Annotated in this window: 12 protein-coding genes and 1 other RNA gene; 10 read left to right on the top strand and 3 right to left on the bottom strand. The window is 61.9% G+C overall.

The window, feature by feature from the left end; translation table 11 throughout:
• Positions 1 to 65: 65 nt before the first annotated feature.
• A complete protein-coding gene (locus ACUY2T_RS01710) occupies positions 66 to 782 on the bottom strand; it encodes an HAD hydrolase-like protein (protein WP_448307227.1) in 717 nt (238 codons plus the stop codon).
• A gap of 68 nt (positions 783 to 850) precedes the next feature.
• Here ACUY2T_RS01710 and ACUY2T_RS01705 point away from each other — a divergent pair, with 68 nt between their 5' ends.
• From ACUY2T_RS01705 to ACUY2T_RS01670, 8 genes are all read left to right on the top strand, one after another.
• Complete coding sequence (locus ACUY2T_RS01705) at positions 851 to 2,032, top strand: Nif3-like dinuclear metal center hexameric protein (protein WP_448307225.1); 1,182 nt, start codon at positions 851 to 853, stop codon at positions 2,030 to 2,032.
• A gap of 108 nt (positions 2,033 to 2,140) precedes the next feature.
• Positions 2,141 to 3,460: a bifunctional RNase H/acid phosphatase gene (locus tag ACUY2T_RS01700; protein WP_448307223.1), complete on the top strand. Its 1,320-nt coding sequence runs from the start codon at positions 2,141 to 2,143 to the stop codon at positions 3,458 to 3,460.
• Positions 3,461 to 3,488: 28 nt separating this feature from the next.
• An RNA gene (rnpB, locus tag ACUY2T_RS01695) (RNase P RNA component class A) lies at positions 3,489 to 3,956 on the top strand.
• 59 nt (positions 3,957 to 4,015) lie between these two features.
• Positions 4,016 to 5,572 (top strand): RNB domain-containing ribonuclease, encoded by a 1,557-nt coding sequence (locus ACUY2T_RS01690; RefSeq protein ID WP_448307221.1) that lies wholly within the window; start codon positions 4,016 to 4,018, stop codon positions 5,570 to 5,572.
• Positions 5,573 to 5,610: 38 nt separating this feature from the next.
• Positions 5,611 to 5,802, top strand: coding sequence for an SPOR domain-containing protein (locus ACUY2T_RS01685; protein WP_448307219.1), 192 nt, complete (start codon positions 5,611 to 5,613; stop codon positions 5,800 to 5,802).
• A complete protein-coding gene (locus tag ACUY2T_RS01680) occupies positions 5,792 to 6,247 on the top strand; it encodes a YidH family protein (protein ID WP_448307217.1) in 456 nt (151 codons plus the stop codon). Before ACUY2T_RS01685 ends, ACUY2T_RS01680 begins: the two co-directional genes overlap by 11 nt.
• Before the next feature lie 60 nt (positions 6,248 to 6,307).
• Positions 6,308 to 6,637 carry a DUF202 domain-containing protein gene (locus tag ACUY2T_RS01675; protein ID WP_448307215.1) on the top strand — a complete coding sequence of 110 codons (330 nt, stop codon included), beginning with the start codon at positions 6,308 to 6,310 and terminating at the stop codon, positions 6,635 to 6,637.
• 102 nt (positions 6,638 to 6,739) lie between these two features.
• A complete protein-coding gene (locus ACUY2T_RS01670) occupies positions 6,740 to 7,558 on the top strand; it encodes a hypothetical protein (protein ID WP_448307213.1) in 819 nt (272 codons plus the stop codon).
• A 262-nt stretch (positions 7,559 to 7,820) separates the two neighbouring features.
• On the opposite strand, the gene panB is transcribed toward ACUY2T_RS01670, so the two are convergent.
• The gene (panB, locus tag ACUY2T_RS01665; RefSeq protein WP_448307212.1) at positions 7,821 to 8,672 is read right to left on the bottom strand and encodes a 3-methyl-2-oxobutanoate hydroxymethyltransferase; all 852 of its coding nucleotides are present in this window, start codon (positions 8,670 to 8,672) and stop codon (positions 7,821 to 7,823) included.
• A gap of 132 nt (positions 8,673 to 8,804) precedes the next feature.
• Here panB and ACUY2T_RS01660 point away from each other — a divergent pair, with 132 nt between their 5' ends.
• Positions 8,805 to 10,142 (top strand): glutamine synthetase family protein, encoded by a 1,338-nt coding sequence (locus ACUY2T_RS01660; RefSeq protein WP_448307210.1) that lies wholly within the window; start codon positions 8,805 to 8,807, stop codon positions 10,140 to 10,142.
• A 62-nt stretch (positions 10,143 to 10,204) separates the two neighbouring features.
• The gene (locus tag ACUY2T_RS01655; RefSeq protein ID WP_448307208.1) at positions 10,205 to 13,249 is read left to right on the top strand and encodes a bifunctional [glutamine synthetase] adenylyltransferase/[glutamine synthetase]-adenylyl-L-tyrosine phosphorylase; all 3,045 of its coding nucleotides are present in this window, start codon (positions 10,205 to 10,207) and stop codon (positions 13,247 to 13,249) included.
• On the opposite strand, the gene ACUY2T_RS01650 is transcribed toward ACUY2T_RS01655, so the two are convergent.
• A complete protein-coding gene (locus ACUY2T_RS01650; RefSeq protein ID WP_448307207.1) occupies positions 13,246 to 14,052 on the bottom strand; it encodes a sortase in 807 nt (268 codons plus the stop codon). The genes ACUY2T_RS01655 and ACUY2T_RS01650 overlap by 4 nt on opposite strands.
• Position 14,053 lies beyond the last annotated feature (1 nt).

Here is a 14,053-nt window from a genome sequence, read left to right as displayed (position 1 = left end):
TTGCTCTGATTCTCTTGCCCTGAGTCGTAGAGCCGACTTCTAGAGCGGCCTCCTAGCCCGGATCTTTACCCCTCGTTGGCCCAGCGCTGCACCAGCGCGTCCAGCTCCGCGGGAGTGTCTACGGTGTAGGCGGCCTTTGCGCGCTCTTCATCCGAGCCGTATCCCCAGCCCACCAGCACTGTCGGAATGCCCGATTGCGCGGCGCCCTCCACATCGTGGATGCGGTCACCGATCAGCAGCATCTTCGTCGGGTCGAGGGCCTGCAGCCCCTCTTCCGCACTCATATGAGCCAGCAGCTCGCGCACCTCGTCAGCCTCTTTCAGCTGCTCTAGCGCATATTCGATCACGGCGGCTTTCGAGCGGCGGGTGCCGTCCTCCTGCGCAGCGCCGAGCACCGCGAAGTACTTCATCATGTCGTGCTCGCGCAGGATCCGCTCTGCGGAAACCTCGGACTTCGACGTCGCCGTGGAGAGCACAATGCCCTCGCCGGACCACTTCTCCAGCAGCTTGCGCATTCCCGGGAAAGGGGTGGCCTCGCGCCAGCGCCCATCCTGCTGGTCTGCCAGATATGTGTCGAAGACCTTCTGCAGCAGTTCGCCTTCTAGCCCAATGTCCGCCAGGGTCTCGACCATCGGCGGGCCGGGGATCTGCCGCACCCGCTCCTCGGGTGGTACCGGCACCCCGTGTGTTTCCAGCGCCTTAACGAAGCTGGCGCGGATGCCGGGGTAGCTATCCATCAAGGTTCCGTCTACATCTATAAGCAGAATTGGTAAATCGCGCACCTTTCCAGTCTGTCAGATCTAGCTAGGCTGGGTGGGACAGAAGATTTAGCCGTCCCAGGAGAACCCTCGTGTCCGCTGCCGAAACTACCGCTCAGCCCGCTCAGCCTGCCCAGCCCGCCGAAACTGCCGCAACCACCGTCGCCGACGTCGTCGCTGCCCTCGATGCTGCTTACCCGCCCCACCTCGCTGAATCCTGGGATGCGGTCGGCCTGATCTGCGGCGACCCCGCCGAGCCCGCCGACAAGGTTGCCTTCGCGCTGGACTGCACTGATGCCGTAGTGGACTCCGCCATCGAGCTGGGCGCCCAGATGCTGGTCGTCCACCATCCGCTCCTGCTCCGCGGGGTCACCGCCGTGCCCGCGAATTCTCCGAAGGGCCGCATCGTCCACAAACTCATCCGCCACGGTATCGCCCTGTTCGCCGCGCACACAAATGCCGATTCCGCCCGCCCCGGCGTCAACGATCGCCTGGCCGAACTCCTTGGGGTAACCCCGGGTGCTGCGCTGCGTCCGATTCCTTCCGGCACAGATAAGTGGGGTTTCACCGTTCCTCTTAGTGACGCCCCTGCGGTGAAGTCCGCCATCTTTTCCGCAGGCGGCGGCGCACAGGGCGACTATGAGCAGGCATGCTTTGAGTTCTCCGTCACTGGACAGTTTCTGCCTACGGAAGGGGCGAACCCGCACCTCGGGGTAGTGGGAGACGTGGAAACGGTCGAAGAAGTCCGCATCGAGTTCGTCGCCCCCGCCGCGAAGCGGGAGGCCATCCGCGCGGCTTTGATCAAGGCTCACCCCTATGAGGAGCCGGCATATGATTGCGTGGAAACCTCCCTGCCCACGCCCGCTGACCAGCAACTCGGCATTGGGCGCGTCGGCGAGCTGGATACGCCCATGACCTTGCGGGAGTTCACCGCGCGGGTGGCCGAGCGGCTGCCCAGCACTGAATGGGGTGTGCGTGCAGCTGGAGATCCGGACGCCATGATCCGCACCGTCGCCGTCGCCAGTGGCGCCGGCGACAGTTTCCTGGGCCAAGTCGCCAAGATGGACGTGGACTGCTTCGTGACCTCCGATCTGCGCCACCACCCGGTGGATGAACACTTGCGCATGGGTGGATGCCCCGTCATCGATACTGCCCACTGGGCTAGTGAGTTTCCGTGGTGTTCGCAGGCGGAGGGCGTCGTAAAGAAGGCGACGAAGGCACAGACCACAGTGATCGACGTACGCACTGATCCGTGGACCGTGCACGAGAAGTAGCGAGCATCCAAGCAGACGAGATTGCCGACACCCAAGAGTTAATGTCCTGCCGCTGCGCTAGAGTGGCCTGAAGATTCGTTGAACAAGGGTGATCGAGGGTGATACAGGATGCGCTTGTACGTGGAGTGCGATGGAGGTTCCCGCGGTAATCCGGGCATCGCGGGGTGCGGAAGCTCGGTGCTGGACGGCGACCAAGAGGTAGCCGCACGCTGGGAGTTTATTGCCAAAGCCACCAACAACGTGGCGGAGTACCAGGGGCTGATCAATGCCCTGGAGCTAGCCATTGACGTTGCCGAAATCCAGGGGGTAGCTCCGAGTGAGCTGGAGATCGAGGTGCGCATGGATTCCAAGCTTGTCGTTGAGCAGATGAGCGGGCGCTGGAAGATCAAGCACCCTGACATGAAGCCTCTGGCCGCGCGGGTCAAGGATATTGAGGCCACTCTCGCCGCCGTCACCTACAACTGGGTGCCGCGAGCGCAGAACAAGCGCGCCGACGAGCTGGCCAATCGTGCGATGGATGATCGGGTTGGGGGTCGCTGGTTTGATGACGCCCTTTCGTTCCAATCGGCCGCCACTCCAGAGCAGGGTGCTGCGGATGCCGGTGCTGCAAGTACCGCAGCAGAGGATGCTGGTGTGCAGAGTTCCGCTGGTGCTGTGACGGATGCCGCGAGCTCGCCGGAATGGCACCCCGGAGGGGAGCCGACCCGCCTCTGGGTGCTGCGCCACGGACAGACGGATATGAGTGTGCAGGGACAGTTCTCCGGGCTGTCCGATCCGGAGCTGACCGCTCACGGGCGCGAGCAAGCCCAGCGGGCCGCTGCTTATGTGGCCGGGCAGTTGGCCGGGCGCCTGGCTGGGCGACCGGCGAGCGGGGGAACTGGTGCAGTTGCCAGCTCCAGTCCTGGTTCAGTGGCTGTGTACAGCTCCCCGCTGCAACGCACCCGCCAGACAGCGGAGGCCGTGGTCGAGGCTATTGGACAGACCAGCGCGGCCACATCGCGCATTCAATTTACTGAGTCTCTCATCGAGATGGACTTTGGAGACTGGGAAGGGCGCACCTTCACCGAGGTCATGGAGCAGTTCCCCTTAGAGCACGATGCCTGCCTGTGGGATAGCTCCGTCGCACCCAGCGGAGGCGAAAGCCCCGACGAGGTGTTCGACCGCGTGCGCTCCTTCCTGCGTGATGTTGCGCGCAACCACCCGGGCGAGGACGTTGTGGTGGTCAGCCACGTGACTCCCATTAAGTCCATGCTGCGCTACGCACTGTGCACAAGTGGTGCGTTGTATCGCACGCTGCACTTGGACTTGGCAGGTTTGAGCGTCATTGAGCTCTTCGGTCCAGATGAGATGGCTCGTTCGGGCAAGCTGGGCGTCAATAATGACAGCGCCGTGGTGCGACGGGTCAACGACACGCACTACCTTCACTAAGAAGTGGTGCGCTAGAGTTAACCCTTGTCGAGACGGTCGGGCGATCGCGGCGCGCGGAACCACCCTGCACACGGGGCAGGCCGGGCGCGGAGGAAAGTCCGGACTCCACAGGGCAACGGTGGTTGCTAACAGCAACCCGGGGTGACTCGCGGGAACAGTGCCACAGAAAATAAACCGCCCGCCACGCGCGGGTAAGGGTGAAAAGGTGCGGTAAGAGCGCACCAGCGCCCCAGGTGACTGGGGTGGCTAGGTAAACCCCACCGGGAGCAAGGTCAAGGTGCTCGCACGCGCGCTATCCCAGATGGCGCACCAGCGTGCGGCGTAGCTCTAGGGCTGCCCGCCCAACCATGAGCAGGTAGGCCGCTTGAAACCCATCAGCAATGGTGGGTTCAGATGGATGATCGCCTCGTCTTCACGCACTCCTGGCGTGCCCTTCGAGGTGCTGCGGGGTGTGCGGGGGATAGGACAGAATCCGGCTCATAGGCTGTCTCGACTTAAAAATTTTTTGGGGCTTAGGCGTGGCCGGGGTGGCGCGGTTGTGTCACTCTTGGAGGCATGAAACTTTTCGCCGCCGAGCTGAACTTCCGCACCATTGCAGAGGAATTCGAACTGCCGGAACGATTCCCCGAGGACGTTCACGCCGAAGCGCTGCAGGCCACGGACCGTCATGCAGACCAGCGCCGTGATCTGCGGGATATTCCTTTTGTGACGATCGACCCCGCAGGTTCGATGGACTTGGATCAGGCGGTGAATATTCAGGACGCGCCGGGTGTTGTAAGCGGGATCAGCGACGGCGGGGCGGGGACCGACGGAGGAGCAAGCGCAGACGGCGGAGGTAATGCGGCGCGGTGGCGTGTGCTTTATGCAATCGCGGACGTTGCTGCGTTTGTTGATCCAGCCGGGGCGTTGATGGCGGAATCCCTCCAGCGTGGCCAAACCATGTACCTGCCGGACGAGCCCACCCGGCTGCACCCGGCGGAGCTCTCGGAGGGGAGTGCCTCGCTATTGCCGGATCAGACTCGCCCGGCCGTGGTATGGGATATTTTGCTGCGCGCCGACGGTGAGGTCGCGGACTGCACCGTGTACCGCGCGCTGATTCGTTCCGTGAAGCGCTTTGATTACACAGAGGTGGAAGCGGACATGAAGGGCGGCACTTTGCACCCCGCTATCGCGCAGTTGCCCGAAGTTGGTCGCGCGCGCCAGGGATCTGACCTGCGGCGTCAGGCAATAAACCTGCGGTTGCCCTCCATTTCGGTGGAGCGTGTAGAAGCTGAGGACGGCTCCGAGCGGTACGAATTGGAGATCGACGAGCGGTTGGAGATGAACGACTTCAACGCTGAACTGTCGCTGCTTGCCGGTATGTGCGCGGGCGAGATGATGGTGCGCGCGGGCGTGGGTATCCTGCGCACCCTACCGCCCGCCGGGGAGAAGGAAATTGCCGCCTTCGACCACGGCGCGCGGGCGTTAGGGTTCGATCGCGCGGGGCGATCGATTGGGGAGTTGCTAGCTGATATTGACGCCTCCACGCCGCGTGGCATGGCACTCATGCGTGACGCGCAGAGTCTTCTGCGCGGGGCGGGGTATCAGCACTTCGGGCTGGTTGGCGGGGGTGCTGAGGCTGGCGCATCCGAGCCCGGAGGTGCCGACGGGGCGGCCAGCGCGGGCGAGGCTGCTGCCGTAGAGCCCAGCATTCACGCTGGCATCGGCGGCCACTATGCGCACGTCACCGCGCCACTGCGGCGCCTGGTGGACCGCTTCGCTACGGAGGTCTGCCTGGCCATCGCAAACTCCGAACCGATCCCGGAATGGGTTACCGCCAATGTGGAACACGTCCTCGGCACGATGAAATCCAGCGGTCAGACAGCCAGCGCCGTCGATCGCGCCTGCTTGGGGCTCACCGAGGCGGTCGTTTTGCACCCGTGGGTGGGCCAGAACTTCAACGCCTCCGTGCTGCATAGCGAAGGCAAGGAGAGCGCGAAGATTCTTGTCGAGGAGCCGCCCATCTTGACGACTTGTGTGGGCGGCCCAGACGAGGCGTCAACAATTAAAGTAACCCTGATTAAGGCCGATCCGGCAGAGCGAAAGGTGCGTTTCGCCTGGCCAGCCGATTAGAACGGGGGTTGTCCGGCGCGTGTGGTACACATGAGTTTATGAGCGAAAACGATGCGCAGAAGTGGTACTACGACACGAAAACCGGCCAGGTAAGCCAGGACAAGGACGGCGCCTGGGAGAACCGCATGGGGCCATACGGCTCTCGTGAGGAGGCCCAGGCGGCCATTGAGACTGCGCAGCAGCGCACCAAGGAGGCCGAGGAATACGACGCGGAAGAGAATGACGACTAAGGATCCTAGCGCGGGCGCCGGGTGCGATGGCGCGGACGCTGGGTGCGATAGCGCGAGTACGGACGAGCGTTCGTGGCTGGCGCGGACCCTACTGCCGGAGGGGAAGGAGCCGGACCCGCGCTTCACCCTGGCGAACGAACGCACCTTCTTGGCGTGGATCCGCACTAGCCTGGCGTTTCTGGCTGGCGGGGTGGCGCTGGAGGCGTTCCGCTCGCCGGACGTACCCGAGCATTTGTGGAGTACCGCAGCCGTGCTGGTGCTGATCGTTGGCATGCTGATCGGTCTGGGGGCGGCGGTGCGGTGGCTTCGCGTGGAGCGTGCCATGCGGACAGGGAAGGCTCTGCCCGTACCTGCGATCGTGCCCTTTCTGGCGGGGGTGGCCGTGGTGGCATGCGCGGTTGTGCTGGGGTTTGTGATCTTCGGCGACTTTGGGATGGAGCTGTAGGTGAGGCGCCGGGCGGTGCCTGGGGCTGCGCGGGAGGTCTCACGCCAGGGTGCGCGGGAGGTGCCCGAGCGCCCGCACTCTGACCTGGGGCTTCAGCCGGAGCGCACCAGCCTGTCGTGGCAGCGCACCGTGCTGGCGCTGCTGGTCGTTAGCGCGATGTTGTTCCGGTGGATCGGCCGCTACGGCGTGATCGTTCTGCCCGCCGCGGGAGTGTTAGTGCTGCTTGCGGCGCTGATTCTGCTGACCCAACGGCGCCGCTACCTGCGCTTCAGCGCCGGCCTGCGCGCCGAACGCCTCACCGCAAACGTCGGCTCGGTCGTTGCGGTGACTGCGGCTGTCCTGATCTGCGGCGTGGTCGCCGCCACCTTCGTTATTCTGGACGCCATCTAACCCCAACCGCTCCACCAAGTTAGGCGCCTGACCAAGTTGCCTTGCTTCATGCGTTCGGAGGCGGGTGAGCGGATTGCAGGGAATAGCTAGAAAGGCGAGTTTGTGGACTTTGACGTTTTCTACAGGACTTTCGACGTCTCTGACGTGGCACCAGGGGTCCATGTTATTGACTTGGTGTTTTATGCCTTCGTTCTTTTCTGTGCGTGTACAAGCCTTTTGATTTGGGTTTTGCTGATCGTCTACGCATCGCGGATTGGGTGGAAAGCACGGAATGCGCGGAATAGCAGAAACCCTGATGGGCAGCCTGGTTCCCTGGCGATTCCTTTGACAGTGATTTTTTCGACATATGCCGTTGTTGTTGCGGTATCCACCGTGCTGGTCGTTTTCCCTGGTCCGGTATCTGCGAAAATATTCTCTATGGATAGGCATGGTGAAGGGGGAGGGGTGCCTTTGTTGGGAGGGGGCACCCCCATAGTCGCTGACGGTTTATCTGCTGACTGGGTAAAGATGGACCGGCGCAAGCCAACGTTCATAGAAAAATATCACCAGGATATTCTTGTCGCTCTGTCACAAAACAGTGAGCTGCAGCAATACAATTTGCTCGGCTGCGAAGGTAAGTCAGCTGATAGAACTACTGCTAAAGGTACAGGTCAAGAAGCTGACCGTAGTGAAGCTGACCATAGTGCACCACAACAAATGGACAGAAACGGGATGTCCATACTGTGTGGTGGATATAAAGTCTCACCAGTTGCTGCGGAAAAGGACGGGACGACGTATCAGCTAACTCCGGTTTTCAAGTTCGGTGAGGATCCAGGCTTTGTCCGAAGAGCCGAGGGGGTGAGTCTGGAAAACTCCGCGGACGAAGGTTTGGCGGTCCGGTTCCACGTCTACGTCATGGAGAGAGCCGCCACCAAGAGCTAGTTTCAATAAAGTTTGGTTTCGCCAAAATGGGATTTTGGTATTGATTTTGGCGGACGCTGGGTGCCACGAAGTGCGGAATGTCGCTAGATCGGGAATGTGTTATTGGTTATGGTTTGCAAGTGTGAGAAACTGCAGGTCAGAGAGTTGGGGCTCGGGGGTGTGACCTGCCGGGGTGCAGCAGAATCCCGATTCAGCGACATTTAGTCTTTGATGGGGTGTGGGAAAGGGGCTGTGAGGGCGAGGGCTGTCGGCAAAATGACAGCTAGAAGCAGTGCTCCTCCGCCGGGAACGTCCCCTCAGCGACCTCGCGCTTGTAGGCCGCCGCAGCGGCGGTCAGATCCGCCCCCACCGAAGCCCACTGCTTAGCGAAGCGCGGACGGTGACCTCCAGCCGGGAATGCAGCCATGTCGTGCCACACCAGAACCTGCCCATCGCAGTCCGGACCTGCGCCAATGCCAATCGTCGGTATGGTCAGCTCCTTAGTCACCGAAGCAGCCACGTCCGCGGGCACCATCTCCAGAACAACCATGTCGGCACCGGCTTCCTGCACGGCACGCGCATCAGCCAGCAACTGCTCGGCGCCAGCACCGCGGCCCTGCACCTTGAAGCCGCCCAGCTGGTTCACCGACTGCGGAGTAAATCCGATGTGTGCACACACGGAGATACCGGCGTCGGTAATGGCGCGAATACGATCCGCCATCCGCACCCCACCCTCGATCTTCACGGCGTGCGCGCCCGTGCGGTGCAGCATCTCGGAAGCAGCCTTCACGGCCTGCTCGTCCGAAGCCTCATACGTACCGAAGGGCAGGTCAGCAACCACAGCCGCATTACCAGCGCCGCGCACAACGGCAGCGACCAAGTACACCATCTCATCCATACTGATCCGCTGGGTCGCGTCATAGCCAAAGACGACATTCGCGGCAGAATCGCCGACCAGCATGATCTCCACGCCCGCCTCCGCAAAGGCCACGGCGGTGGAATAGTCGTAGGCCGTCAGCATCGCGAACGGCTCGCCGGAGCCCTTGCGCGCCTTCAGATCCGCGATGCGCACCTTCTTGGTGGGCACCAGGTAGCCGTTGGGGGTCGAGGCCGATGTTCCAGATGTTGCAGTCATGCTGTTCACTATAGTGACGCCACCTCGGCCTCCCCAACGAAGCGGCCTCAGCACGGGGCCTGCCAATGTGCCTGGGTGAAGCGATTGCCAGAGTGGCACAGCAGGCAGGGCGAAACTTCTACAATGGAGGCTATGAATCGCCAACAGGAATATGTTCTGCGCACGCTGGAAGAACGCGACATCCGCTTTGTTCGCCTTTGGTTTACAGATATCCAGGGGTATCTGAAATCCGTGGCAGTGGTGCCAGCAGAGCTAGAAGGAGCTTTTGAGGAGGGCATTGGCTTCGACGGTTCGGCGATCGAGGGCTTTTCCCGTATTGCGGAGTCTGACACTATTGCGCAGCCGGACCCGTCGACGTTCCAAATTCTGCCGTTTAAATCCGACACCGGGGAGCTATCGGCACGCATGTTCTGCGATATTGCGATGCCGGATGGCACGCCGTCGTGGGCAGACCCGCGCCAGGTGCTGCGCCGACAAATCAAGGCTGCCGCGGACCAGGGATTCAGCTGCTATGTCCACCCGGAGATCGAGTTCTTCCTGGTCAAGGAGCTGGAGACGAAGGGCTACCCGCCAGTGCCGACGGATAGTGGTGGTTACTTCGACCAGGCCGTCACCGACGATGCTCCGGCTTTCCGCGCCCATGCGATCAGCGCATTGGAGCACATGGGAATCTCCGTGGAGTTTTCCCATCACGAGAACGCGCCGGGGCAGCAGGAGATCGACCTGCGCTACGCCGATGCGCTGACAATGGCCGATAACGTAATGACGTTCCGCTACCTGATCAAGCAGGTCGCCCGTCGCAATGGAGTGGCTGCGACGTTCATGCCGAAGCCGTTCCAGGAGCACGCCGGTTCGGCCATGCACACTCACATGTCCTTGTTCGAGGGCGATAACAATGCGTTCCACGACCCGGATGACGAGTTGCGCCTTTCCAGAACTGCGAAGTCCTTCATCGCGGGCATCTTGGAGCATGCCCCGGAGATTTCTGCGGTCACCAACCAATGGGTGAACTCGTACAAGCGCATTACGTCTGGCGATGAGGCTCCGCGCGCGGCGGCATGGGGTGCGTCGAACCGTTCAGCGATGGTTCGCCTGCCGATGTACACGCAGCACAAAGCGGCATCCCGTCGCGTGGAGGTGCGCTCGCCGGATAGCGCCTGCAACCCGTACTTGGCTTATTCAGTGTTGTTGGCAGCTGGCCTGAAGGGCATTAAGGATGACTACGAGTTGCCTGCCCCAGCGGAGGAGGACGTTTCCCTGATGACCCGCCGCGAGCGGATTGCCGCCGGTTACAAGGATCTGCCCTCCGACCTAAACAGCGCATTGCGAGAGATGGAGCGCTCCGAGCTGGTCGCCGATGCCCTCGGCGAGCACGTCTTTGAGTTCTTCCTACGCAACAAGTGGCGTGAGTGGTACGAGTACCAAGCACAGATCACGCCGTGGGAGCTGCGAAATAATCTGCCGTTCTAGGTCCTTTTTCGTGACGCCCTCACGCCCCACCTTCACTTAGATCCCAGGAGCACCCGTACCTCATGACCCGTCCCCGCAGTTCGCGTTCCTCCGTGCCCACCGCCCGCAACTTGGGCCTTACCCACCCGAAGGCTCAGGAGGACCTTCAACAGCTGGGATGGGTAGACGCCAAACACGCCGAACAGATGTGGATTCTCGCGGCGACGGGGGACCCGGATCTGGCGCTGAATAACCTGATCCGCCTGGTGAACGCACTGGGTGATGAGGCATCTGAGCTGCTGGATCGAATTGCCGAGTCCCGCACCTTCGCCGTGCGGCTATTGGGGCTTTTCGGTGCATCGTCGATGTTGGGTGATCACATTGTCGCCCATCCGCAGGAGTGGAAGCAGCTGGAATCGGGCATGCCCACCTCTCAAGAGATGATGCAGCTGATGCTGGACAGCGTCGAGGCGACGCGCGTTGAGGGCGCGGGTGAACGGGTGTTCCGCGCTGCCGTTACCGGTTCGCAGGCCGACGACGCCATGCGCCTTGCCTATCGCACAATCCTGGCCCGCATCGCTGCTGTGGATGTGGCGGGCACTTTTGTTCAGCGCGGACAGAAGCCATGCAAACCAGTCAGCTTCGAGCTGGTCTCTCGACGTCTGTCGGATGCTGCGGACGCTGCCCTGACCGCCGCGCTGGCAGTGGCTTGTGCGCAGGTTTATGACGCCGACGAGGAACCTGCCCGGCTTGCCGTACTAGCCATGGGCAAATGCGGTGCGCAGGAGTTGAACTACATCTCGGACGTGGACGTCATCTTTGTTGCCGAGCCCGCAGACCCGAAGGCCACGCGCTGGGCAGGGGAGTTCATCAACATCGGCACTCGCGTGTTCTTTGAGGTGGATGCGGCACTGCGCCCGGAGGGCAAGAGCGGTGCGCTGGTGCGCACCCTGGAATCACATGTGAACTACTACAACCGTTGGGCCGAGACTTGGGAGTTCCAGGCGCAGCTCAAGGCCCGCCCGATGACGGGCGATCTGGCATTGGGGCAGGAGTACGTCGATGCGCTGGCCAGCAAGGTGTGGTCTGCTACCGAGCGCGAGGACTTCGTGACGGATGTGCAGGCAATGCGCCGCCGCGTAATTGAGAATATTCCGGATGATATCCGCGCCCGCGAGTTGAAGTTGGGGCCGGGCGGCTTGCGTGACATTGAGTTCGCCGTCCAACTGCTGCAGATGGTGCACGGGCGCACCGACGAATCTTTGCGTACCCGCTCCACCGTCTCCGCATTGAATGCTCTGGCCGCGGGCGGCTATATCGGCCGGGCAGATTGCCAGAGCCTGCAGGAAGACTATGCGTTTATGCGCCTGCTTGAGCACCGCCTGCAATTGCAGCGTCTTAAGCGCACCCACACCCTGCCGCCCAAGGAGGACATCCGCGCACGTGTATGGCTGGGCCGCACAGCCGGCTGCCGACCGGAGGGCACCAGGTCGATGGACGAGCAGCTATCCGCGGACGTCAAGCGCGTTAACCTGCAGGTCAGCCACCTGCATTCGAAACTGTTCTACCGCCCATTGCTTACCTCGGTGGCGGCGATGGAGGCAGATACGATTCGCCTGTCTCCGGAGGCCGCCAAGCGCCAGCTTGCCGCCTTGGGATATGCGTACCCGGATCGTGCATTTGAGCACTTGAGTGCGCTAGCAGCGGGGAAGAGCCGCAAGGCAAAGCTCCAGGCCATCATCCTGCCCACGTTGCTGGAATGGCTCGGCAAAACCGTTGATCCGGATGCCGGCCTGCTGAACTATCGCAAAATGTCGGAGGCTGCGCATGAGTACAGCTGGTTCTTGCGCCTGCTGCGCGACGAAAACATCGTGGGCAAACGCCTCATGCACATCCTGGGCACGTCTCCCTATGCCTCGGAGCTGTTCCTGAACTCTGTCGATTCGGTGAAACTGCTTTCCGACGGCGCTACCGGGCCGAAGTTCCTGGAGCAGGCTCATCAGGTTGTTACCCATTCCCTGGTGGCCGCCGCAGGCAGACATCGCCACCCGGACAAGGCCATCTCCGTCGCGCGTTCGCTCCGCCGAGCAGAGCTCGCCCGCATTGCAGCGGCCGATCTATTGGGCTTCATGGATGTCGAGCAGGTGTGCGTCTCCCTGTCTTGGGTGTGGGACGCGGTACTCGAAGCGGCTTTGCGCGCTGAGATTCGCTATTGGGAGGACGAGAACGTAGCCAATGCGCCTGCCCGCATCACCGTTATTGGCATGGGACGGTTGGGTGGCGCGGAGCTGGGCTATGGTTCCGACGCCGACGTGATGTTCGTCGCCCAGCCTGTAGAAGGCGCCGACGAATCAGAGGCGCTGAAGTGGGCCACTCATATTTGCGACACGGTGCGAACTCGCCTGGGCAGACCCAGCCAGGATCCGCCATTGGACGTGGACATTGACCTGCGCCCCGAGGGACGCAACGGGCCGGTCGTGCGCACGCTGGATTCCTACCGCCGCTACTACGAACAGTGGGGCGAGACGTGGGAGATGCAAGCCCTGTTGCGTGCCACCTGGATCGCCGGCGATAAAGACCTGGGCATTGAGTTCCTGCGCATGATCGACGACTTCCGCTATCCGCCGGGAGGTGTGGACGACAAGGTCGTGCAAGAGGTTCGCCGTATGAAGGCGCGCGTGGATTCAGAACGCTTGCCGCGGGGTGCAGACCGCAAAACTCACACCAAGCTAGGCCGCGGTGCGCTGACCGACGTGGAGTGGACTGTCCAGCTGCTTACCATGCAGCACGGCGATGATGCTCAGAACCTGCGCAACACCTCCACCCTAGAAACGCTGCGCGAGCTGGCCAGCGGTGAGTTTATCGCCGAGGCCGATGCGGAAATCTTGCGTGATTCCTGGATCACCGCCACCATCGCCCGCAACGCAATTGTGCTGGTCAAGGGTAAGCGCAAGGATCAGTTGCCTAGTCACGGAGACCAACTTCGTCACGTTGCGGCGGCGGCCCATTGGCAGCCAGAGCAGGCACAGGAGTTCCTTGACGACTACCTTAAGAAGACCCGCAAAGCACACCGCGTGGTCGACCGGATCTTCTGGGGTGAGGATGTCGGCATTGACTACGGTGGCTAGTCCAGCTGCCCCTCGACGATGACGTTGTAGCCCAGGTCGCTGGAACCAGAAACGGAGCAGGCGATCAAAACAATGCGGCCTGGTCGCTTGTCGTCCATGATGTCCGGATCGACGATCGCCTCGTTCTTATCCACCAGCCAGCTGCGGGTGACTTTCCACGTGTGCCCGTGGTTCGCGCCATCGCGCATGGTGATGCGGGCGCCATTAAGCATATCGGAGGAGTAGCGTTTCACCGGTTTACCGTCGGTTCCGGTGACATTCTTCGGGGGAGCATTGAGGTTCACATCCGCAGTCACGGCTTCGCTCAGCGGGTTAAACACCAACGGAGCAGCGCCCCAGGCGTGCCCCAGCACATACATTGTGCCCTTTTCCGCATTGTTCGGGGAGACTCCCCAGCCATCTACCCAGCGCACCATCGTGTTCTGCGGGCCAGCTGGGTTGAGCGGTAGGGCATAGGGCATCGAGGCATATGTCGCCCCATTCACCGGTGCGGGACCGTCCATGGTGAAGGAACCATTCTGTCCGAGTGGCCCCGGGACAAGTGAGGGATCCTTCTTCTTGTCTTTGTCCCCGTCCTTGTGATCCTTGCCGTCTTTATCTTTCTTCTTGTCGTTGGGCTTCTCCGCGCTCGAAGATGCAGAGCTGCCAGTCTCCTCACTGGAGCTAGCACCGTTGGAGGCCGAGGGGGTGTCATCACCCGAAAGAGCTAAAACAGCCCAAACAATCAGTGCGATGACGACGAGTAGAGCTACAACGGCGGCTACAGTTCGGCGGCGATTAGTAAAAGGGCGGGTAAAGCTCATA

The organism is Corynebacterium sp. 22-2729, assembly GCF_053479475.1.
Note: the sequence above shows the minus strand (reverse complement) of the source record. Positions and strands in the feature narration are given on the sequence as shown.

Excerpts from the sequence above, each read along its gene's own strand:
- ACUY2T_RS01700 (WP_448307223.1), top strand. The coding sequence starts at position 2,141 with ATGCGCTTGTACGTGGAGTGCGATGGAGGTTCCCGCGGTAATCCGGGC.
- ACUY2T_RS01690 (WP_448307221.1), top strand. The coding sequence starts at position 4,016 with ATGAAACTTTTCGCCGCCGAGCTGAACTTCCGCACCATTGCAGAGGAA.
- ACUY2T_RS01685 (WP_448307219.1), top strand. The coding sequence starts at position 5,611 with ATGAGCGAAAACGATGCGCAGAAGTGGTACTACGACACGAAAACCGGC.
- ACUY2T_RS01680 (WP_448307217.1), top strand. The coding sequence starts at position 5,792 with ATGACGACTAAGGATCCTAGCGCGGGCGCCGGGTGCGATGGCGCGGAC.
- panB (WP_448307212.1), bottom strand. The coding sequence starts at position 8,672 with ATGACTGCAACATCTGGAACATCGGCCTCGACCCCCAACGGCTACCTG.
- ACUY2T_RS01660 (WP_448307210.1), top strand. The coding sequence starts at position 8,805 with ATGAATCGCCAACAGGAATATGTTCTGCGCACGCTGGAAGAACGCGAC.
- ACUY2T_RS01655 (WP_448307208.1), top strand. The coding sequence starts at position 10,205 with ATGACCCGTCCCCGCAGTTCGCGTTCCTCCGTGCCCACCGCCCGCAAC.
- ACUY2T_RS01650 (WP_448307207.1), bottom strand. The coding sequence starts at position 14,052 with ATGAGCTTTACCCGCCCTTTTACTAATCGCCGCCGAACTGTAGCCGCC.